Source organism: Pseudoalteromonas citrea (assembly GCF_000238375.3).
In the GTDB taxonomy this organism is placed as follows: Bacteria; Pseudomonadota; Gammaproteobacteria; order Enterobacterales; family Alteromonadaceae; genus Pseudoalteromonas; species Pseudoalteromonas citrea.
The window spans coordinates 236,147-258,248 of the sequence record NZ_AHBZ03000012.1 but is presented as its reverse complement, the minus strand read 5'-3'; the positions used below and the strand labels follow the sequence as shown (position 1 = coordinate 258,248).

Here is a 22,102-nt window from a genome sequence, read left to right as displayed (position 1 = left end):
AGGTTCCAATCTCAAAGCTCGTCTCTGCTACCCCATAAAGCTAAACTGAGGCGCTCTTTTACATCATTAACTTGTTTTAAAGCGGTTTGTTCTATTTTTATTTTCTTACTTTTATTATGCAAAAAAAACAGAAAAAACAAGAGTGTTGAAGCAAGTAATAGACTTCCAACAGTTACTTTCTGTTGGAAAGCGCGGTTTTCTAACTCTAACGTGTTTATTCTATTTTTTTGTGTCAGGGTTATAATTGTACGTTGCTTCTCAGCCACATCAAACTCAATGAGTAATGCATCGACTTTTGTTTGGTTGTTTCTTAGCGTTATTAAGTCTTTTGAAGACATTTGCAAATTAGTATACTTTAGCGCCTGTTCATAGTTATTTATTAGCTTCAGTTCTTTAGCTAGACCGGCATATAAACGCACCAATACAGCCTCACGTTTATATCGTAACGCAATGTCGATCCCGTGATGAAAATCATTTATCGCTTTATTTGGGGTTTTATTTTTTGCATGAAGGCGGGCAAGTGCCAAATAGACTTCTGCTAATCTAAACTCGACATGGCTACCTCGATATAACTGAATAGATTGATTGAGATAAGATTCGGCAAGGTTAAAATTGCCCATTTTACGATGCACGCGACCGAGGTCGAGAAAGGTAGAGCCGAGCTTATTTGGGATTGCTAATTTGGACGCCAATGTCACAGCCAAATTTAAATAGTGCAAGGATTGCTCGTATTCTTCTATCAGGTGATAAAGGTGGCCTAATCTATTGTAGGTTTGAAGAATGCCAAACGAATACTTAAGCTCTTCTTTGAGAGCCAGAGACTTTTTATGCATTTGTATAGCGTCTTGATACTTCTTAACGTCTTTTAAATAGGTGCCTAAATTGCCATAAATTATCGATAATGCGCGTTTATCACTACGCTCTAGAGCTTGAGATAATGCTTTTTGTTGGTGAGATAAGGTTTTGTCGTACATCCCCATCCACCGGTAAAGTGAGGCTAAATTTTGGTGTGCTACCGATATACCGGCTAGATCACTGAGCTTTGTATAATAGTCCAAACTGTTTAAATAGTGTTTTAACGAGATATGGTATTGCAAAGCATCTTTATGTACCTTTCCTGATAGTGTACTGACACTCGCTAAATGTTCAAGATGATTGATAGTGAGTGCGTCGGCCAACGCGGTATCCAAGATGTCTTTTGCCTGAGTGAGATTGACTTGACGTATTGCGATATCGGCTTGAACAATATTTGCTAATATCCTATTTGCAATATTATTGTTGCGCATTGCAATTACTTGCGCTTCATTGGCTAGGCGCTCTGCATTTATGAAATCACCTGCGTATATATAAGCCCGACTTAACTGACTGCGCAGTCTAGATGCTTGATCGGTATTTGGGTTTAAGCGAAGTTGCTCTAGGGCCAGAGCACCAAGTTTTAGCGAAGTTTTTGTTTTAAATCGATAGTTGGACTGCACATAACGAATAATATGTTCAACTTTTATCGTGCCATCGGCTGCCTCAATTTTGTGTAACACAGCTTCATCAGACTGGCCTTGACGTGAGTTAGTCACCACGCTAAAAAGCAATATGGCGATAGCAATAACCCTGTATATTTGAACGTGCTTAAAAGGCATTTTGAACGACCTACGCCAATTTACTAAGGTGCTATCTTATTTGTTATTCTCTTAAATGCAACGTTAGATAGCTGGAAATCTCCTAATCACTTTAAACCTTAGTTCAATATCAAAAGCTCAACCACTTTCAATACGGTGAATTGCCACTAAACTTTGTGTTTTCAGTGGTGAGTATGCTCAGAACTTAGAGCTTGGTTGTGAGTAACATATCGTATGAGTGGTATAAAAAGCATAGGTGTATTTTATTGTTTCAAATAAATCAATAGAATAACTGACTATAGTAGTTTGATGTTTCTTTATTTAGTGTATCTATATTTAGTCTCTACCTTCTCAGTTTTTACTTGTTTCATGGGGGCTGGTCTGCGCTAAATTGAGTACGATTTGATACAGTGTTCCTGGTGTGGGTTTACAGCGATGGTAAACTAAAAGCTTTATCAAGGTAGACTTCACGGATGCTGTCATTTTTGAAATAGCTAACTAACATCTTCACTGGCTGCATTGAAGTAAAAGCGGATCAACTCATAAAAGCGTGAAACATGGGGAGGTTTGTTAGCATGGTAGCGGTGAATAAAATAAAAGTGCCAGTCACGACCGTGAATCGTGGGGAGCACTTGCACAAAATTGTGCTTAAAAGTATGCGTGAGCTGCCCGGATAAGATTTTTTTCTTAATTATAGACTGTGGTAATAGCGCGATACCCATGCCTTGTTCCACCATATCGACTAAGGTGACTAAGCTGTTTGTAAACATAGTGTGCGGTAACGCATGTTCAATTGCTTTGCCATTTTCGAAGAGCTTGATGCGACCATTTTGCCACGGGGTAGCGATCAGCTTGTGGTCTCCTTTAATTAAGTCTTGTAAAGAGCTTATATCTGCATGTTGTTTCAAATAACCTGGAGACACCGTAAATACATCATGAATTCGACCAATAGATTGCGCTTTATATTCGCTGTCTCTCATTTTTCCGCCGAATATTGCCACATCTAATTGATGGTCAATCAAATCAACCCAGCTGCCAGTCACAACGAGCTCAGGTTCTAATAGGGGGTATTCAAGGAGCAATTGTTTTAGGGCAGGTACCACCATGTTTTGCTCAAAAAAAGGCGGGACAGATACTTTAAATCGTCCACTAGGTTGCGCTTTAACCTGCTGTATATCTTGCATTACATGGTGGATTTGGCCACTTAAAGACTCACTTCTTTTAAATAAAGCCTCTCCAGAGCCTGTAAGTACAACACCGCGAGTATTACGTGCAAGCAACTGCAATTTAACCTCATACTCCAAGCGCTTTATTTGCTGACTGACCGCTGATTTACTTAAACCAAGGTTCTTTGCAGCTTTAGTAAAAGACTTCTGTTTAGCAACTTCAACAAAAATGAGCAGTAACGGAGCAAGTTTTACAGTGTTCACAATATTAAACAGTTAGTTTGTTTTTTGGTTATTGTTTAATAATTACATCAAAAATAGAATGAGTCCAACTAATAAATGTCATTAAGGAGAGTAAAATGGCCTTCGTAATCGTAGAAAGTAATGTGAAAAATCAAGAGTTATTGCAGCAATATGGTCAACAAGCGGGGAAAACAGTGGCAAAATTTGGTGGTAAATTCATTGCCAAAGGGCCTGCAGAGTCACTACATGGTAAATCGCGATTTGCTAATAGGGCTGTCATTGAGTTTAGCTCGGTAGCGCAAGCTCAATCTTGGTATAACAGTGATGAGTATCAAGTGCTCATTGAACTGAGAGAGCGGGCAATAGAAAGCCGCTTTGTTGTAATAAACTCCATTTAAGGTGACTTAGTTCGTATAAATAAAGCCAAGAACAGGTACAGTACTTGGCTTTATTGGCGCTTTGCGTTACTGAAATATAGTTAAACTGTGGGCGTATAGTTTGATAATTTTAATCAACTATTATGGGCTAGCCAAAACAGAATTAAGGTAGGTCAAACGTTTATATTGTGTTTTTTCATCTTATTTCCCAGCGAATATTTTGTTTGCACCTACTTTTTTGATCATTGTTCTCATTTTCAACCCCTTTAAACCTTTGTTTCCTTTTTTAGCGACTAATACGGTTTAAAGAGGAAAATATGAATGCAGAAATTGTTTGTGAGCTTGTTTTTTATCCCTTTATCTTTAACGGCTTGTTCAAAACCGGTAGTTGATTGTACGGTGTTTCCAGCTCTAGAAAGTTCAGCCTATTTGTTACCATACGAGGTGGGTACTACCAGAAGTGTTTATGCTGCGACTGAGCATTATCGTGCTTCAAATAATGGAGTTGGTACTTTTGCAATAGATTTTGTAATGCCTATTGGCACAAAGGTACTGGCATCTAGAGCAGGCGAAGTAGTAAGTGTTCGAGAAGTTTTTGAAGATGGAAATAATATAGATTTGGAAGAAAACTACATTTTTATTCAACATGATGATGGCTCAGTAGCAAGATATTTCCACCTTACAAAAAATGGATCGTTTGTATCAGAAGGGGATAAAGTCAAAGCGGGAGATATTATCGGGTTAAGTGGTAATACAGGGCAAAGTGGCGGCCCTCACTTACACTTTGATGTGCAAAAGTGTGGACCAAATCTACCACCCAATTATAATGCGCTGCCTTGTGGGCAAACAATTCCAATTACATTTAAGAATGCGCAGAGCCATACCTGTGGATTAAAGAGTGGGTCTGAGTACAAAGCACTTATACATGATAAGAAAAACGCATAGTGCTATCTAAATTAGAGCATGTTATTAGTAAACTGGCTCTTCCAAGACTCAATAGTCTTAATGCGCCTGCACTAGAGTGTTAATGAGATCAGAGTATTACCTGTATAAGTCTGATCTTAAAACAGGCCTATTCGGTCTTATCTTTAAACTCACACAAATCCTCAATGAGGCAAGAACCACACTTAGGCTTACGAGCGGTACACACATAACGGCCATGTAGAATAAGCCAGTGATGCACGTCGACCTTAAACTCAGCAGGTACAACTTTCTCAAGCTTTTTTTCGACCTCAACCACATTTTTACCCATGGCAAATTTAGTGCGGTTGGATACACGGTCGATGTGCGTGTCTACCGCTATCGTAGGCCAACCAAATGCGGTATTCAGCACCACATTAGCTGTTTTTCTACCAACGCCAGGGAGTGCCTCTAGTGCTTCACGGTTTTCAGGCACAATAGAGTTATGCTGTTCGACCAAGATATGGCACATTTTATAGACATTATTGGCTTTTGAATTAAATAAGCCAATGGTTTTTATATAGTCTCTTAACCCTTCTAAACCAAGATCAATGATCTGTTGTGGTGTATTGGCAACTGGAAATAGTTTTCGAGTTGCTTTATTTACGCCTACATCGGTCGCTTGGGCTGAAAGTGTGACGGCCACCAACAACTCAAAGGGAGAAGAATATTCTAGCTCGGTTTCTGGGTGCGGATTGTCATCCCTTAACCGAGTCAGAATTTCATAACGTTTTACTTTATTCATGACGGTAGTACTTACTTGTTACGTTAAACTGGTTACTCGAGCTCTTGGCGCTTTCTCAGGTGCATCAGTAGGTGTAGCCTTAGCTTTGAGTTGCTCATCAATCACATTTTTTCCTGCTATAAGAAGTCCCAAACCTAAAAAAGCACCTGGTGGCAGAATGGCGACTAAAAATTGGCTATCTAATTTAAACAACTCAATGCGCAAAATGGTTGCCCAATCACCCAGTAATAAATTAGCGCCATCGAATAAGGTACCTTGGCCTAATATTTCTCGCATTGCCCCCAATACAAGTAATACCATCGCAAAGCCCAATCCCATCATAATGCCATCCCATGCAGAGAGTAGGGCATTATTTTTTGAAGCAAATGCCTCTGCACGCCCGATGATTGCACAGTTGGTTACGATCAGCGGGATAAAGATCCCCAGTGACTGATAGAGACCAAATGTATAGGCGTTCATTAATAGTTGAATAATGGTAACAAATGCAGCAATGATCATGACAAACACCGGGATCCGAATGTCTTTTGGTACCCAGTTTCTCACTAAAGATACCGTGACATTCGACCCCACGAGTACCAGTAAAGTGGCGATGCCAAGCCCAAGAGCATTGGTTACGGTGCTACTAACAGCAAGCAGCGGACACAGTCCAAGTAGTTGCACCAGTGCTGGGTTATTGCCCCACATGCCTTCTTTCATTAATGATTTTAATTGACTCATTGCGCGTCTCCACAGGCATTATCAGCTGCAAATAATGTATCAAAGTTTTGTATTGCGAACCAAGTTGCGTCTTTTACTGAGCCGACGACAGCGCGAGGTGTAATAGTTGCGCCCGTAAACTGATCAAATTGACCACCATCTTTTTTGACGGCAAAACGTGCGTCATTTGGCCCTGTTACAGTTAAGCCATTAAAGGTCTTGACCCAATCAGATCTTGCTAATTCAACTTTATCACCTAAGCCTGGAGTTTCTTCATGACGCGTTATTCTCATACCGGAAATGGTACCGTCTCTGTTGACTGCAGTGAGTATATCGATATTACCACTGTAACCACGTGGGCTGATATGCCTAATGAGTAGAGCCGTTGGGTGGTTATTCTTCATGGCACGATAAATCATGTGCGGCCCTTTAGGGCCTAACTCTGGTGCATTACTTAGTACACAGTCTTTATACAGCACATTATCGTAGTTACTCGGTGGGAGAACTTGATTTAATTGCTTTACGAGGTTTTGTTGTTCTTGTTCGGCAATGCGTTCAGCTGTCATGGTCTGTATAAGTGCAACACTCCCAGTTGTAACGAGTGCAAAGGCGGTGAGAATTAACCCGTTTTTATACATAGATTGGATGATCATTTCTTCGCTCCATGTCCGTATGTGCGTGGCTGGGTATAATGTTCAATTAGCGGCACCGCCATGTTCATCAATAACACCGCAAATGCCACTGCATCAGGGTAACCCCCAAAGTGCCTGATCAAATATATTAACAGGCCGATAGCAGCGCCAAAGATGAGCCTACCTTTATCTGTGGTACACGCTGAGACGGGGTCTGTTGCGATAAAAAACGCACCAAGCATAGTCGCACCACTGAATAAGTGAAATGCTGAGCCTGCTTGGGTACCTGGGCTGACGATGTAACCGATTGCACTGCATATCGCAAGAGTGGCTATCAGTGAAACGGGAATATGCCAGTTAATAACCTTGGTTTTAATTAAGTAAATACCACCCAGTAAATAAGCGACGTTAACCCATTGCCAACCAATGCCAGCATAATCAGAAAACTGCATACCTAGCATCGCTTCGGACACTGTATAATTCTGGCTAACAGCCGTTTTTATTGCATCTAATGGAGTGGCCATCGTAACGCCATCTGCATTGACACGGACGTCATCGAGCGTTAACCCCGTACCATTCATTTGTGTGAATATAAGAGCTAATTGATCAGATAGTGGGATGGCCGTTGTCAATAATTGCTCTGCGGGCATCCAACTTGTCATTTGCACAGGAAAAGCGATAAGCAGTAAAACATAGGCCCCCATGGCAGGGTTAAATATATTAAAACCCAACCCGCCATATAATTGTTTGACCATTGCGATGGCGAATATGATGCCTATTACGGTTATCCACCACGGAGCCAGTGGGGGAATGCTGATAGCAAGCAGCACGGCTGTAAGCCAAGCACTACCATCGTTTAAGGCGGGGAGAATTGGCTTATTACGTAATTTTAGAATCGCAGCTTCTACAGCACTTGCGGTTACTAAAGCAATAACGAGTTGGATCAACACTCCAAACCCGAAAAAGTACGCCTGAGTCAGTATGCCCGGAATACAAGCACATATCACAGTGATCATTAATGAACGCACTGATTTTTGACTGTGATTGTGTGGTGATGAGGCCATACTTAATTTCATGACGGGTCATTTCCTTTTTGTTCTTTAAGTTTCTTTTTAGCTTTGGCACGTGCAATCGCTGCGGCAACTGCGGCTTTACGTGGGTCAGGATCAGGCTCTGCTGGTGTGTCTGTCACAGAGTCTGAAGTTTGAGCTAGCTCTTCAGCGTCATTGCTTTGCTCAAGCTTGGCGGCCTTTTTGGCCTTGGCACGTGCAATCGCTGCGGCAACCGCGGCTTTACGTGGGTCAGGATCAGGCTCTGCTGGTGTGTCTGTCACAGAGTCTGAAGTTTGAGCTAGCTCTTCAGCGTCATTGCTTTGCTCAAGCTTGGCGGCCTTTTTGGCCTTGGCACGTGCAATCGCTGCGGCAACCGCGGCTTTACGTGGGTCAGGATCAGGCTCTGCTGGTGTGTCTATCACAGAGTCTGAAGTTTGTGCTAGCTCTTCAGCGTCATTGCTTTGCTCAAGCTTGGCGGCTTTTTTGGCCTTGGCACGTGCAATCGCTGCAGCAACTGCGGCTTTACGTGGGTCAGGATCAGGCTCTGCTGGTGTGTCTATCACAGAGTCTGAAGTTTGTGCTAGCTCTTCAGCGTCATTGCTTTGCTCAAGCTTGGCGGCTTTTTTGGCCTTGGCACGTGCAATCGCTGCAGCAACTGCGGCTTTACGTGGGTCAGGATCAGGCTCTGCTGGTGTGTCTATCACAGAGTCTGAAGTTTGTGCTAGCTCTTCAGCGTCATTGCTTTGCTCAAGCTTGGCGGCTTTTTTGGCCTTGGCACGTGCAATCGCTGCAGCAACTGCGGCTTTACGTGGGTCAGGATCAGGCTCTGCTGGTGTGTCTATCACAGAGTCTGAAGTTTGTGCTAGCTCTTCAGCGTCATTGCTTTGCTCAAGCTTGGCGGCCTTTTTTGCTTTGGCACGTGCAATCGCTGCGGCAACTGCGGCTTTACGTGGGTCAGGATCAGGCTCTGCTGGTGTGTCTATCACAGAGTCTGAAGTTTGTGCTAGCTCTTCAGCGTCATTGCTTTGCTCAAGCTTGGCGGCCTTTTTTGCTTTGGCACGTGCAATCGCTGCGGCAACTGCGGCTTTACGTGGGTCAGGATCAGGCTCTGCTGGTGTGTCTGTCACAGAGTCTGAAGTTTGAGCTAGCTCTTCAGCGTCATTGCTTTGCTCAAGCTTGGCGGCCTTTTTTGCTTTGGCACGTGCAATCGCTGCGGCAACTACGGCTTTACGTGGGTCAGGATCAGGCTCTGCTGGTGTGTCTATCACAGAGGTTTGTGCTAGCTCTTCAGCGTCATCGTTTTGCTCAAGCTTAGCGGCTTTTTTGGCTTTGGCACGTGCAATCGCTGCGGCAACTGCGGCTTTACGTGGGTCAGGCTCTGCTGGTGTGTCTGTCAAAGAGTCTGAAGTTTGAGCTTGCTCTTCAGCGTCATCGTTTTGCTCAAGCTTAGCGGCTTTTTTGGCCTTGGCACGTGCAATCGCTGCGGCAACTGACGCTTTACGCGGATCAGCTTCATTTGTTTTGGTGTCGGTCGATTTAGTTTCTGTTAGAGCGTCACTTTCAGCGAGTTGAGCGGCCTTTTTCGCTTTTGCACGTGCAATCGCCGCTGCCACCGCTGTTTTACTATCGCTAGGCGTATCGTCATTTTGCTTTTGTGCTTTGTATTGACGAGCTTGTTCTTTACGCTTTTCGCGTTCTTGCATCATTTCGCTGTTATCAGGTGCTAAGCTGCCATCGGCCATTTTTTTGGCTTTAGCGCGCTCAATTGCGGCTTGCACGGCTGATTGTTCACCTTGTTTCTGTGCAACACGAGATAATGCATCCGCCACTTTTGCTTTTTCTGCAGCGGGCTTGGCTGAACGAGAAGATGAGCGTGAATGGCGGTTTTTTCGTTCTTCTTGCTCTTGTTCCAAACGCGCTTTACGCGCCTCAAACCGCACTTTGGCACGTTCGGCGTTGATCTGTTCTATTTTTTGTTCTCTGATCTCCGCTTTTGCCACACGATAATACTGTACTAGTGGTATCTCACTCGGGCAAACATAGGAACAAGCACCACATTCAATACAATCGAATAGGTTATAACTCTCTAATTTGTCGTACTCTTTGCCTTTGGCAAACCACTGTAATTGCTGTGGTAATAAGGTTTGCGGGCAAACGTCAGCACATGCACTACAACGAATACAGGCTTTTTCTTCGCCTGCGTGTGCTAATTCTGAGTTATCTGGTGCCAAAATGCAGTTGGTGGTTTTGACGACAGGGATCCTAACCGTAGGAAGTGTAAAGCCCATCATTGGTCCGCCCATGACAACGCGTTGTGCGTCGACCGGTTCAAACCCTTGGCTATCTAGTAAGTGTTTTATCTCTGTGCCAATTAATGCCCAAACATTGCGTGCATCTGTAATGGTACTGCCTGTTACGGTGACGACACGTTCAATTAAAGGTTTACCCTTGAATACGGCTTCACTGATAGCAAATAAGGTCCCGACATTTTGCACCAAAACACCAATGTCAGCAGGAATTCCGCCACTGGGTACTTCCTGAGAGGTGAGCACTTTGATCAACTGTTTCTCACCACCTGATGGATATACAGTGGGTATTGCTCTGACAATAATGTTTGAGTTGTGCTGGCTGGCGAGCTGCAAAGCCTCTACAGCTTCAGGTTTATTGTCTTCAATCCCAATAATCGTGATTGTGGGCGTGAGCAAGTGCTGCATTATTTCAATGCCTTGTACAATTTGCTCTGCGTGTTCGCGCATTAGCATGTCATCGGCAGTAATATACGGTTCACATTCCACGCCATTGACAATAAAAAACTCAACGGGGCGTTGGCTGTCGGCTTTAATATACGTGGGAAAGCCAGCGCCGCCCATACCTGCAATACCGGCATTATGAATTAACTCAATTAAAGCATGATGTGACAGCTGTTCTATATTGCTGGTGGGGGTCAACTCGGCCCACGTATCTTCACCATCTGGGGTTAAAATAATACTTAATTCAGGTAATGCTGATGGGTGAGCTGAGGGCATTGGAGCTATATCAGTGATTTCGCCCGATGTTGGCGCATGAATCGGCAATGACCAATTACCACTGGGCTGGGTGAGCGCTTGTCCTTTTAAAACATGTTGCCCTTTATTAACAATTAATTGCCCGTTGGCACCAATATGTTGTTTTAGCGGTAAAACTAGCTTAGACGGCAGGGCTAAACGTGCTATTGGTTTGTGGTTTGAAAGCGTTTTTTGTTGTGGAGGATGAATGCCTCCAGGAAACTGCCAAAGCGTCCCTCGTTCTATTTGTTCAAGTAATGTATCCACTTAAACCTCTTAATCTATTTGCGTCACGGAGATAGCATTGAGTTGCCATTTCCATGTTTGCTTTGTTTGTTCTACAGGAAGCATATCAATACAATCGACGGGGCAGGGTTCTACGCATAAATCGCACCCTGTACACTCATCATCGATGACGGTATGCATTTGACGGGTCGCACCGACAATTGCGTCTACAGGGCATGCTTGAATACACTTTGTACACCCAATACATTCATCTTCTCGAATGTAGGCAACCGTTTTGATAGGCTCTGCTTCTTCACCGCCGGCGAGGGGTTTTGCATCAACGCCCATTAAATCTGCGAGTTTTTTAACCGTAGCTTCACCACCTGGCGGACATTTATTTATTTCATCACCATTGGCAATGGCTTCTGCATAAGGACGGCAGCCAGGGTAGCCGCATTGGCCGCATTGGGTTTGAGGTAAAATAGCATCAACTTGTTCTACAATGGGGCTACTTTCAACTCGGTATTTTACGGCGGCGTAACCTAAAATTACACCAAAGATGAGGGCTAACGAGCCAAGCGCAATTAAAGCGTACATCAACGTCATCGTTATAACTTCACTAATCCAGAAAAGCCCATAAAGGCAAGAGACATAAGGCCTGCGGTGATCATTGCAATAGACGCACCTTTAAAGGGAGCAGGCACATCGGCAAGCGCTAAACGCTCACGTAATGCGGCAAACAAAACAAGTACCAAGGAAAAACCAACCGCTGCACCAAAGCCATATACAGCAGACTCGATCAGAGTATGGTTATTGTTTATGTTTAAGAGTGCAACACCCAATACTGCGCAGTTCGTTGTGATTAATGGCAAGAAGATCCCAAGTAGTCGGTAAAGAGTTGGACTGGTTTTACGCACCACCATTTCTGTAAATTGGACCACAACGGCGATCACGAGAATAAAGCTCATCGTTCTTAAAAAATCGAGCTCGAGAGGTAACAAGATATATTGATTAACTAAATAACTGGTCACTGAGGCCAATGTCAGCACAAATGTTGTGGCTAAGGACATGCCTATGGCGGTGTCTAACTTTCCAGATACCCCCATAAATGGGCATAAGCCAAGAAATTGCACCAATACAAAGTTGTTTACCAGCACCGTGCCAATAAGCAACATAATATATTCAGTCATTAAAGCCCCTTTGCTAAAAACTGATGGATGGTCATTTGGTTGGGATTTTAGCAATTTTAAACGAGAAGATCATAATAAATACAAAGGTGTTTATTTAATATCTACCAAATTTGCGCGTTTTTGTTGACAGCCTAGTGAGTAAGTCACAATACCATTACGGTATTATGACTCATATAGATTGGCTTAATGCTTATATTTCTTTGGGTTTTTCGATGTAATAGCCTTGCACGCCATCTAAGCAGAGGGTCTCTACAATGTGCTTTTCTTCTTGGCTTTCAACGCCTTCTGCAAATACGCTGACACCAATCCGGTGTGCTAGATCGACCATTAATCGCATAAAGTACTGATTATTTTTATCTTCTTCTAGACCACGGGTGTAGCTTGCATCCATTTTGATGAAATCTGGCTTTAAATCTCGGAAGAATTTGAATGAGGTAAGGCCAACACCAAAGCGCTCAACGGTAATACGTGCACCGACACGATGCACCATATCGATAAAGCGTTTACTTGCTTTGATATTTTGTTGTAGTCCAAATTCACTGACTTCAAATACTAACTTAGAAGCGATGTTAGCGTCTTTGAGTAAACGTCTTTCAAGCCAAATAACAAATTGATCGCTATGGGCACTGGAAGCCGTTACATTGATACCAAAGAATTTTTCGGTAAAGTTACGAGTTTTAATTAATTCTAGAGAGCTGTCTATGATCAGCTTATCGATTTCGATCGCCATATCGAGCTTTTCGGCCATAGCTAGAAACGAAGCCGTAGGTAGCATTTGGCCTTCTTCTGTTTTAAAGCGCGCTTGAATCTCAGCATATGCTTTTACATTTTTACCAATAGGCATGATGTTTTGCATCATTAAGCTAACACGTTTAGAGTCGATTACATCGTGAATGACTTTGCGCCAGTTTTGGTTACCAAATCCAGCTCCTACATTATTTACCAGATCCGACTCGCGCTGGATATGCCATGCATTAGCTTGTTTGCTTTGTGCCATACTCATCGCGTTATCAACCACAGACAGTAACTCACCGAGCGGTTTACCTGTTTCGTAAGGAACAATACCAGTATTTGCTACTGAACTGAGTTCTTGATTTTGCTGAAATTGTGTAAACCTTGCTTGTAAAGTTTCGCCAAAATGTTCGGCTTCTTTAGAAGGAACATTCGGTAATATAACCGAGAAGTCAGAGCTGTTTAAACGAAATGTTTGGCTACCAGTATAAGTGCCGCTGACGTGTTTAATAATATCCGACACCGACTTAATATATTCGTCACCTTTTTGGTAGCCACGAGTTTGGTTAATCACTTGCAGCTCGCTACAACGTATCATAGCCAATGTACCAAAGCTTTTTTTACTGCTGGATTCAATTTGGTGTTCATAATATTCGACAAACATGTTCCGGTTACCAAGACCGGTGATGACATCTTTATAGGCTTCTTGCTTAATACTTTGCGCAGCTGTTTGGATATCTTCTTGCTTACTTTTCAAAAAATGGGCTAAGCGGTTGAAAGAGGGGGCGAGCTCTGCACCTAAAGCCTGCATTTTCGTAGTGTTAAATTCGTTTTCAATGCTTTCTGTAACTTGATTTTGCGTTATGTACACGTCAACTGCATTTGCAACGGTAATACTCACATTCCGGTTTAAACGCTTATATATTGCTTTCATATAAATGATAGGGATAAAGGCAACGAGTGCTGTGAGGACAAAAAGCAAGAGTAGGGCTTGTTGCAGTAGTTGAGCTTGGCTTTGCGCATTAATTAAAAATTCAATTTTTATATCTTTTGCGATATTGACAGAAAACTGGGGCCGAACGGCATTAATACTCGCTTCAATCATTTCAGCTAAAACAGGGAGTGGGGCAGCGGTATCGACATTTAATACGGTATCACCGTTAAAATCGCGAACAATAAATGTAGAAAACACATTGCCACTCGATAACGCTTGGCGAATATGCTCGGGCGTTACATTGCTCATTGTTTTGTTTTGGATATATTGCGTGACCATGACTTGCGCACTTTGCTGAGCTTTACTCACAGCAGAGTCAAAACTAGAGGCAAAAAAGAATGTGCCAATCAATGAAAATGTTAGCCATAGAGAGAATTGTAAAAATATAAGTTTTTTAAAACCAGCCATTGTTTTATCTATCTGTTAAGGAAGAGAAAATTTTGTATTTTTAAGTAACCAGTGATGGTTTTCGAAAAACTTTTGTAGAGTAGTGCAAATAAGAGGAAAAGTCTATTAGATTCGTCATATTGGCTCCCCCTCCCCGACTCGAACGGGGGACCTGCGGATTAACAGTCCGTCGCTCTAACCAACTGAGCTAAGGGGGAACTATATGAGAAATTACGGTGATATTGGCTCCCCCTCCCCGACTCGAACGGGGGACCTGCGGATTAACAGTCCGTCGCTCTAACCAACTGAGCTAAGGGGGAACAATTATCACATAACGATTTGGCTCCCCCTCCCCGACTCGAACGGGGGACCTGCGGATTAACAGTCCGTCGCTCTAACCAACTGAGCTAAGGGGGAATCGTTATTACGTTAAGAAATTTGGCTCCCCCTCCCCGACTCGAACGGGGGACCTGCGGATTAACAGTCCGTCGCTCTAACCAACTGAGCTAAGGGGGAAGCGTGTGTCTCTCAACGGGGCGAAATATTAATGACACAGGCCCAAGGTGTCAACTAATAAAATGCGAGAAAATAAAAAAACCGTGTTGTTCGGTGGTTTTATATTCGATTTGAGTGTTTTTATGGCGAAATCCTAACGGTCATTATGCATTTTAGAGTTTTAGTAAGGCCCGTTGCAAATAGGCCTCTTAAACAAAAGTGGTAAATTTTAAGCATTAAGGTGTAATTTTAACCAAAAAGCCTGTTTTTTACAAAATTGATTTTGATCATTCTCACTGCTTAGAGATCTATCTACTCTGATCTCTGTTTTTGTGAGACAAAACTTTGCAGACTATGGAAGTCGGGGAGGTAAATTGTTCTATCACTATCGCTATTGAGAGTACTTTTATTCATCAAAAAAATAATTTAATTTTAAAACATGAGGTTACCTCTATTTTTATGGCGGTTCTTCCTGGGCTAAAAAATACGCGTAGCACAGAAACATCATTGTGAAGAGAAAGATCATCATCAAAGTGTATAAAGATCGTGCAATACTAAAAACTCTGTAATGAGAGATCATGCCGTAGGGCCTTATTTTATTGGTGTTTATAGAGTTACCCACAGAATCTGTGGATAACATTGTTTATTAATATTTAAGAAGTGTGTCAAAGCCATGAATACAGGGCGCTACAGACATTTCAATATCTTTTGTGAAAATATTTTTCTTTTATAAATTCAGATGGTTACTATGTTTTGTCGAAAATGATGGATAATTTGCACTTAATGAACTTTTTGTGACCAATTCCATGTTGGTCTGTGCAAAAAAAATACGCTTTGTTGGTTTGATTGTAAGTAAATTGTCATCTAAGCGCTTTAAGCCCCATTTTGCGGCATATCCTATTCAAAACGACTCAGTGAAGGTGAATGAGGGGCTTTCTGTGCTAATTAAAGTAATTATTCGTTAATGGTCTGGGTTTAGTGAGTGGGATGATCTAGAATACTTGGCTTACCAACAGAGGCCCTAAACGTATGACATCCGTGCAGCAGTCAGACAAAACTAATGACATTCTTGAAGGGTCAATACCCGCGACCTTAAAGAGAATGACCATCCCCATGATATTTGGCATGATCACTTTGATGATGTTTAATTTAGTAGACACATTCTTTATAAGTATGTTGGGTACTGAACAACTGGCGGCGGTGAGTTTTACATTTCCAGTTACGTTTACTGTGATCAGTTTGGCCATAGGATTGGGTATTGGTACATCCGCTGTTATTGCTAAAGCGCTAGGAAGCGGCAATATAGAAGAGGCGCGCTTTGACGCAACCGTTGCGTTACTGATCTCCGCTGTTTTTGTATTCTGTTTATCTATCATTGGGTTTATATTTATTGAGCCAATTTTTTATCTACTCGGTGCTAATGATGATGTGATGCCATACATCTATGATTACATATCGGTGTGGTTTCTCGGTAGTGTCTTCTTAATTACGCCTATGATTGGAAACTCAGTGCTTCGTGCCAGTGGTGATACGAAAACACCAAGCTTTATTATGGGCTTTGCGGGGCTTGTTAATGCTATCCTCGATCCTTTACTCATATTTGGGATAGGCCCTTTTCCTGAGCTCGGCATTAAGGGAGCTGCTATCGCTAGTGTTGTCGCTTGGTCGGTTGCTGTTGTTATTATTATTTATCTGTTAGCGGTAAAAAAACGTCTATTGAGCTTTAATCCCGGTCAACAAGGCGTGGTCACAGCAAGTAAGAAAATTTTAAAAATTGGTTTCCCTGCCGCTGGCGCGAATATGTTAACGCCAATAGCCATGGCGGTGATGACTGCGGTTGTCGCAAGTTATGGGCCTGAAGCTGTTGCAGCGTTCGGTGTAGGAAGTCGAATTGAATCTATAGCGAGTCTTGTTGTATTGGCACTATCTATGACGTTGCCCCCTTTTATTAGTCAAAATTATGGGGCAAAAGATTACGACAGAGTAAAAGAAGCGTATCGTACGAGTTTAAAGTTTGTCATGGTTTTTCAATTTGCAGTTTATCTATTATTGTTGATGAGCTCAGGCTTAATAAGTAGAACATTTGGCCACGAACCTGAGGTTATACGCGTTATTGAATTGTTTATTTATATCATGCCTCTGAGCTATGGCTTTCAAGGTGTGATTATCTTAACCAATTCGTCGTTAAATGCATTACATAAGCCGATGAGTGCATTGGTCTTAAGCGTTATTCGTCTATTTGTGTTTTATGTACCATTGGCCTATTTAGGCTCTCATCTAGGCGGGTTACAAGGGTTGTTTATCGGTGCTGCGTTAGGTAATTTGTTAACTGCGTTGGTATCATATCAATGGTTTTGCCACAATATTGAACGTATGCATAGCGCGTCGTTAACAAGGTCAACGTTATGAGTGATGATTTATTTGAGTTGGTGTCTTCGTTTACGCCAAATGGGGATCAACCCAAGGCGATTGAGCAATTATGTGACGGGCTTGAAGCAGGGCTTGCGCACCAAACCTTGCTAGGTGCAACCGGTACAGGTAAAACTTTCACGATGGCCAATATTATCAATACACTGAATCGGCCGACCATCATCATGGCGCATAATAAAACATTAGCGGCCCAGTTGTATGGTGAGATGAAAGAGTTTTTCCCAAACAACTCCGTTGAGTACTTTGTTTCTTATTATGATTATTACCAGCCTGAAGCGTACGTTGTAGCCAGTGATACCTTTATTGAAAAAGATGCGTCTATTAATGAGCATATCGAGCAAATGCGCTTATCAGCGACTAAAGCGTTGTTAGAGCGCCGTGACACGATTATTGTCGCATCAGTGTCTGCAATTTATGGTTTGGGTGATCCTGATTCATACATGAAAATGATGTTGTTACTCAAAGTGGGCGAAACCATCAATCAACGCGATATGCTAAGACGGCTTGCTGAATTACAATATACCCGCAATGATACCGACTTTAGCCGAGGTACTTATCGAGTACGTGGTGAAGTCATCGATATATTTCCAGCTGAGTCAGATACCTATGCGATTCGAGTTGAGTTATTTGATGATGAAGTGGAACGCTTGAGCGTTTTTGATCCGTTAACGGGCGCAGTTGAAAAGTTATTAATACGGGCGACAATCTACCCTAAAACACACTATGTTACGCCAAGAGAAAAGATTCTATCAGCCATTGATAATATTAAAGGTGAGTTAAAGCTGCGTCGTGAGCAACTGCTTTCGAATAATAAACTGGTTGAAGAGCAACGTGTTGCACAGCGTACACAATACGATATAGAAATGATGACCGAGCTTGGTTATTGTTCAGGTATTGAAAACTATAGCCGTTATTTATCTGGGCGAAACCCAGGAGAAGCACCACCGACGTTACTTGATTACTTGCCAGATAATGCCCTCATGATCATTGATGAGTCTCATGTTACAGTCTCTCAAATTGGTGCTATGTATAAAGGAGATCGAAGCCGCAAAGAAAATCTAGTCGAGTATGGCTTTCGACTTCCTTCTGCGATGGATAACAGACCATTAAAATTTGATGAATTTGAAGCGATCGCACCGCAGACTATCTATGTATCTGCGACCCCTGGTGATTTTGAACTAGAGCGCTCCAACGGTGATGTTGCAGAGCAAGTTATTCGTCCAACAGGGCTATTAGACCCTATTCTAGAAGTTCGGCCTGTATCCACTCAGGTTGATGATCTATTGTCTGAAATTTACTTACGTGTCGAGAAAAAAGAGCGTGTTTTGGTCACGACTTTAACTAAGCGTATGTCTGAAGATTTAACGGATTATTTGAGTGATCATGATGTGAAAGTTCGATACTTACATTCTGATATAGACACGGTTGAGCGAATGGAAATAATTCGTGACTTGCGTAAAGGTGTATTTGACGTATTAGTTGGCATTAACTTACTCCGAGAGGGACTAGATATGCCAGAAGTGTCGCTTGTTGCCATACTTGATGCTGACAAAGAAGGCTTTTTACGTTCTGCTCGTGCATTAATTCAAACGATAGGTCGTGCTGCTCGGCACCTCAATGGTAAAGCCATTTTATATGGAGATAAGATCACTAAGTCGATGCAAAAGGCCATTGAAGAAACCGAACGTCGACGCACTATCCAACATGCTTACAATGAAAAACATGGTATTGAGCCCCAAGGGTTGGTGAAAAAAATCATTGATGTAATGGATGTTGGTGAAGAAGTCAGTGACGGTTCAGTAACAGAAGCTATAGTTAATACAGAAAATCGTGCCGGTGGTACGCTTGATGCTAAACAGCTAGCACATAAGATTAGTGAATTAGAAACACAAATGATGTTGCATGCTCGAGAACTTGAATTTGAAAAAGCCGCTAGAGTGCGGGATGACATTCATGAATTGCAACAACAGCTAATAAAAACTTAATTGTGGTAATATTTTAGATGTGGTGTATTTATACTCACATTCATACTTACTCCATGATTATTACTTAGTATCAAATTGGGTTTTGTTATTTGTAGCTATTGAATATTTATATGCAGTCTATTATTACCAAATGAGACATTATTTATTATGTCAAATCGCGTTCGGGATTGGGTTACTTAGTGTAAGTAGCTTTACTTGGGCTATTCAGAGTTTGCCCGAAGTTAAAGCTCTGTTAGCTCTTCAGCCCAAATTGGCGCTGGAGCAAGTCACGTCCAAACTTGATGAGTTAGATAATGATACTTTGTCAGTCAATCATGAAGTGTGGTTTGCATATAAAGAAGTTGAAATTACAGCGCAAATAAAACTTGGCTTGATAGAAGAGGCCATTACCAGCGCACTCGTTCTATACGCAACATATGATCCCGATAATTTTCCTATATACCGAGCAAAAACGGGGTTATTATTAGCCGTTGCTAATCAATCAACCAGTAAATCGCAACAGAGCCTGACATATTTAAAAGAAGCAATGACATTGGTCGCGGACAAAGATGAGCCAGAGTTGTTGGCCGATTTATACGCAAATTTAGGCCGTACTTATCGTTATCGAGCGGATTATCAGCAAGCGTTGATTTATACCATCCGTGCCTTAGAAATCGCCTCAGAAATAAAAAACACGTCAAAACAAGCCAATTTTCATAATCAAATTGGCGTGATCTATGACTATATAGGTAACTTTGAATCCGCTTTGCAGCACCATGAGCGCTCACTTCGCTTGCAGCAACAACTCGGTGACCAGCAAGGAATGTCTAATTCTCTTTATAATATTGGTGAGATTTATCGAGATTTGAACCAGCTGACTTTGGCTCTCTCTCACTTTCGGCAAGCCTTGGTCGTTGACAAGTTGTTAGGTAACCCTATTCATATTGCAAATAGTCATGGCAAGCTTGCGCAAGTCAACATGAGCTTAAATAAATTGGCGGTGGCTAAATCGCACGTTGAACAAGGTTTAGCTTTAGTACGAGCGATTAATGCGCCCAGTGATATTAGTTGGCAATTGAGTATTTTAGCCAGTATTTACTTGGCTATGGATGAATTGGGGCAAGCAAAGTCATCAGCGAATGAAGCATTAGAGTTGGCTATTTCTGCAAGTGCGAAGAGAACAGAAAGATCGGTACGGTTAACTTTGATAGAAATTGCGTTTGCTCAACAAGCGAACAGTGACGCGTTGCAGCAAATTGAAGTTATGCTCTCTTTACCGGGAATAGGGCGTACTTATCAAAGTCGATTATATCAATTACAAGCTGCCTTACATGAACGAAATAAAACGTTTGAGGCTGCAATAGAGAGCCACAAAGCTTATCAAGCCGTACAGCAGCAACTTTTTGAACACTTAAATAAACAGCAAACAGAGCGCTTGAAAAAAAGTGTAGAAGTAGTGCGTCAAGATCAAGAGTTATCATTGTTGCAAAAAGAGAAGGCATTACAAAAAGCCAGTTTAGCTAATTTAGAGCTGCAACGGGGTATCGTCATTCTATTGCTGCTACTGCTGTTTGGCGTGCTTTGTTTGATATTTACTCGGCAAAAACAAAAACAACGCTTATTTGATGTAAAAGCTAAATTATTGGCTGATAATTTAGAACAAAAAAACCGTTTACTTGCGGATGTGTCTCATGAATTACGTACGCCATTAACTGCGTTGAAATTGTCAGTTGAAGCATTACAGTTTAATTTAGAGCCTAACATTGAGAGGGCTTATACCAAAGTGCACAGTAAAATCTCTCAATTAGATAACTTAATTGCAGATATTTATCGTTCTGCGCAATACGATAATAATGTATTGAGATTAGACAAAGAAGCATTTTCAGTGAATGCGCTTATAGAAGATGTTGAGCAAGACTTTATACCTCGCTATGCCCAAAACAAGCATAGATTAACGGTAAACAGTCAAGACAACGTAACCATAGAGTTAGACTCAGAACGAATAAAACAGGTCTTGATTAATTTGTTAAATAATAGCTTGGCGTATACCAATGAGGGGGGAGAAACTCGCCTTAGTATGTATGAAACCCAAGGTGAAATTGAAATAACAGTAGAAGATTCAGCCCCAGGTTTAACTGATGAAGATTTAACTCGGGTTTTTGAGCGGTTATATCGTTGCGAAGAGTCTCGTAGCCGTGACTTAGGTGGCTCAGGGCTTGGTTTGTCTATTTGCCAGCAAATAATACTGGCTCACGAAGGGCGTATTTATGCTGACCATAGTTTACTTGGGGGAGTTAAATTTGTGGTCTCATTACCGACAAAGTCAAGCCACTAACTAGAGGAAGTAACTTACTTATAAATGACTTCATTTTTAGTCATTTATGCAAGAGGGTGACTCGCACCCCCCTAAACACATTCTTGATGAGTAGGCTTTAGAATCGGTAACTGATCCCAACGCCTAGGGTGTTTATATCTAGATCGCCCATGTCTATATATTGATACGCAACATTCACAGCAATGCCATTATCCCAATCGTATTGCCAGCCAGCCTCGGCAAATAAGCCCATGCCGTCTTCATCGATCAGTGTTTTAGTGGCGTTTGCAATTTCGTATTCGTAAAATTGCGCCCCTAACTTTGCATATACGTAGTTATTTTCAGTGAGTTGATATTGTCCTTTTGCTGCGGTTACAAAGTTTGAATAGTCAAGCTTGTTGGCGTTAAGGTTAAAGAGTAAGTTATCGTTGCGATCGCAAGTGAACTTTCTGTCGTTAATTTCTTTGCACTTCCAATCATCGGCTTCTGAGCCTACGTTGATACCGGCTTCAAACGCCCATGTCGAGTCAAATTGGTAGTTATAATAAGTATATAATTGGCCTACACCATCGCCATCTTGATTGGAGCTTTTATAAGATGCACTGCCACCTGATAATTGAATACCAACCCGGTGTTGTTCATCATTTTGAGCTGCTTGGCTGCTGAATGTAAGGATGCTAAGTAATGATAAAGAGATCACAGAGAGTGTTTTCATTGTTTCTATTCCTGAGTATTTAAGACAGGATAATAATATGCAGTTTTGTTGTTAGAGTCTGTTGGGACAGTGTGAGTGGGTGTAGAGAGACTGTGAGATTCTGTAAGACACATTAAATTTGTGTGCAA

At 41.9% G+C, this 22,102-nt stretch carries 15 protein-coding genes, 4 tRNA genes and 1 pseudogene; 5 read left to right on the top strand and 15 right to left on the bottom strand.

Annotated features, from left to right (window positions below; all coding sequences use genetic code 11):
* Positions 1 to 11: 11 nt before the first annotated feature.
* Together PCIT_RS01250 and PCIT_RS01245 are read right to left on the bottom strand one after the other, a co-directional pair.
* Complete coding sequence (locus PCIT_RS01250) at positions 12 to 1,634, bottom strand: tetratricopeptide repeat protein (protein ID WP_010367949.1); 1,623 nt, start codon at positions 1,632 to 1,634, stop codon at positions 12 to 14.
* Between the two features lie 473 nt (positions 1,635 to 2,107).
* Positions 2,108 to 3,043 (bottom strand): LysR family transcriptional regulator, encoded by a 936-nt coding sequence (locus PCIT_RS01245; RefSeq protein ID WP_010367947.1) that lies wholly within the window; start codon positions 3,041 to 3,043, stop codon positions 2,108 to 2,110.
* A 95-nt stretch (positions 3,044 to 3,138) separates the two neighbouring features.
* On the opposite strand from PCIT_RS01245, the gene PCIT_RS01240 reads away from it, so the two are divergent.
* Together PCIT_RS01240 and PCIT_RS23200 are read left to right on the top strand one after the other, a co-directional pair.
* Positions 3,139 to 3,420: a DUF1330 domain-containing protein gene (locus tag PCIT_RS01240; protein WP_010367944.1), complete on the top strand. Its 282-nt coding sequence runs from the start codon at positions 3,139 to 3,141 to the stop codon at positions 3,418 to 3,420.
* Positions 3,421 to 3,720: 300 nt separating this feature from the next.
* Positions 3,721 to 4,344 carry a M23 family metallopeptidase gene (locus tag PCIT_RS23200; protein WP_010367943.1) on the top strand — a complete coding sequence of 208 codons (624 nt, stop codon included), beginning with the start codon at positions 3,721 to 3,723 and terminating at the stop codon, positions 4,342 to 4,344.
* A gap of 127 nt (positions 4,345 to 4,471) precedes the next feature.
* Here PCIT_RS23200 and nth read toward each other — a convergent pair whose 3' ends face one another.
* The 12 genes and pseudogenes from nth to PCIT_RS01175 all read right to left on the bottom strand — a co-directional run bounded on the left by nth (position 4,472) and on the right by PCIT_RS01175 (position 14,572).
* On the bottom strand, positions 4,472 to 5,104 hold the full coding sequence (nth, locus tag PCIT_RS01230; RefSeq protein WP_010367941.1) for an endonuclease III: 633 nt from the start codon (positions 5,102 to 5,104) through the stop codon (positions 4,472 to 4,474).
* 18 nt (positions 5,105 to 5,122) lie between these two features.
* Positions 5,123 to 5,821 carry an electron transport complex subunit E gene (locus tag PCIT_RS01225; RefSeq protein WP_010367939.1) on the bottom strand — a complete coding sequence of 233 codons (699 nt, stop codon included), beginning with the start codon at positions 5,819 to 5,821 and terminating at the stop codon, positions 5,123 to 5,125.
* Entirely contained in the window at positions 5,818 to 6,453 is a 636-nt protein-coding gene (gene rsxG, locus PCIT_RS01220; protein ID WP_010367937.1) for an electron transport complex subunit RsxG, read from the bottom strand. Before rsxG ends, PCIT_RS01225 begins: the two co-directional genes overlap by 4 nt.
* Positions 6,450 to 7,508: an electron transport complex subunit RsxD gene (gene rsxD, locus PCIT_RS01215; protein WP_010367936.1), complete on the bottom strand. Its 1,059-nt coding sequence runs from the start codon at positions 7,506 to 7,508 to the stop codon at positions 6,450 to 6,452. The genes rsxG and rsxD overlap by 4 nt, the downstream gene beginning before the upstream one ends.
* 1,094 nt (positions 7,509 to 8,602) lie before the next feature.
* Positions 8,603 to 10,795: pseudogene (rsxC, locus tag PCIT_RS01210) on the bottom strand (electron transport complex subunit RsxC); the annotation flags it as partial.
* Between the two features lie 9 nt (positions 10,796 to 10,804).
* A complete protein-coding gene (gene rsxB / locus PCIT_RS01205; RefSeq protein WP_021032375.1) occupies positions 10,805 to 11,359 on the bottom strand; it encodes an electron transport complex subunit RsxB in 555 nt (184 codons plus the stop codon).
* 2 nt (positions 11,360 to 11,361) lie between these two features.
* Complete coding sequence (gene rsxA, locus PCIT_RS01200; RefSeq protein ID WP_010364804.1) at positions 11,362 to 11,943, bottom strand: electron transport complex subunit RsxA; 582 nt, start codon at positions 11,941 to 11,943, stop codon at positions 11,362 to 11,364.
* A 190-nt stretch (positions 11,944 to 12,133) separates the two neighbouring features.
* The gene (locus PCIT_RS01195) at positions 12,134 to 14,077 is read right to left on the bottom strand and encodes an EAL domain-containing protein (RefSeq protein ID WP_010364802.1); all 1,944 of its coding nucleotides are present in this window, start codon (positions 14,075 to 14,077) and stop codon (positions 12,134 to 12,136) included.
* Between the two features lie 120 nt (positions 14,078 to 14,197).
* Positions 14,198 to 14,274, bottom strand: a tRNA-Asn gene (locus PCIT_RS01190).
* A 25-nt stretch (positions 14,275 to 14,299) separates the two neighbouring features.
* Positions 14,300 to 14,376: transfer RNA gene (locus tag PCIT_RS01185), tRNA-Asn, on the bottom strand.
* Positions 14,377 to 14,396: 20 nt separating this feature from the next.
* Positions 14,397 to 14,473: transfer RNA gene (locus PCIT_RS01180), tRNA-Asn, on the bottom strand.
* A 22-nt stretch (positions 14,474 to 14,495) separates the two neighbouring features.
* Positions 14,496 to 14,572: transfer RNA gene (locus PCIT_RS01175), tRNA-Asn, on the bottom strand.
* A 1,008-nt stretch (positions 14,573 to 15,580) separates the two neighbouring features.
* On the opposite strand from PCIT_RS01175, the gene PCIT_RS01170 reads away from it, so the two are divergent.
* From PCIT_RS01170 to PCIT_RS01160, 3 genes are all read left to right on the top strand, one after another.
* Positions 15,581 to 16,960: an MATE family efflux transporter gene (locus tag PCIT_RS01170; RefSeq protein WP_010364800.1), complete on the top strand. Its 1,380-nt coding sequence runs from the start codon at positions 15,581 to 15,583 to the stop codon at positions 16,958 to 16,960.
* Positions 16,957 to 18,966: an excinuclease ABC subunit UvrB gene (gene uvrB / locus PCIT_RS01165; RefSeq protein ID WP_010364798.1), complete on the top strand. Its 2,010-nt coding sequence runs from the start codon at positions 16,957 to 16,959 to the stop codon at positions 18,964 to 18,966. Before PCIT_RS01170 ends, uvrB begins: the two co-directional genes overlap by 4 nt.
* A 130-nt stretch (positions 18,967 to 19,096) precedes the next feature.
* Positions 19,097 to 21,280 (top strand): ATP-binding protein, encoded by a 2,184-nt coding sequence (locus tag PCIT_RS01160; RefSeq protein WP_157592779.1) that lies wholly within the window; start codon positions 19,097 to 19,099, stop codon positions 21,278 to 21,280.
* 97 nt (positions 21,281 to 21,377) lie between these two features.
* Here PCIT_RS01160 and PCIT_RS01155 read toward each other — a convergent pair whose 3' ends face one another.
* Positions 21,378 to 21,974, bottom strand: a complete 597-nt coding sequence (locus PCIT_RS01155) for an outer membrane beta-barrel protein (RefSeq protein WP_010364795.1) — start codon at positions 21,972 to 21,974, stop codon at positions 21,378 to 21,380.
* Positions 21,975 to 22,102 lie beyond the last annotated feature (128 nt).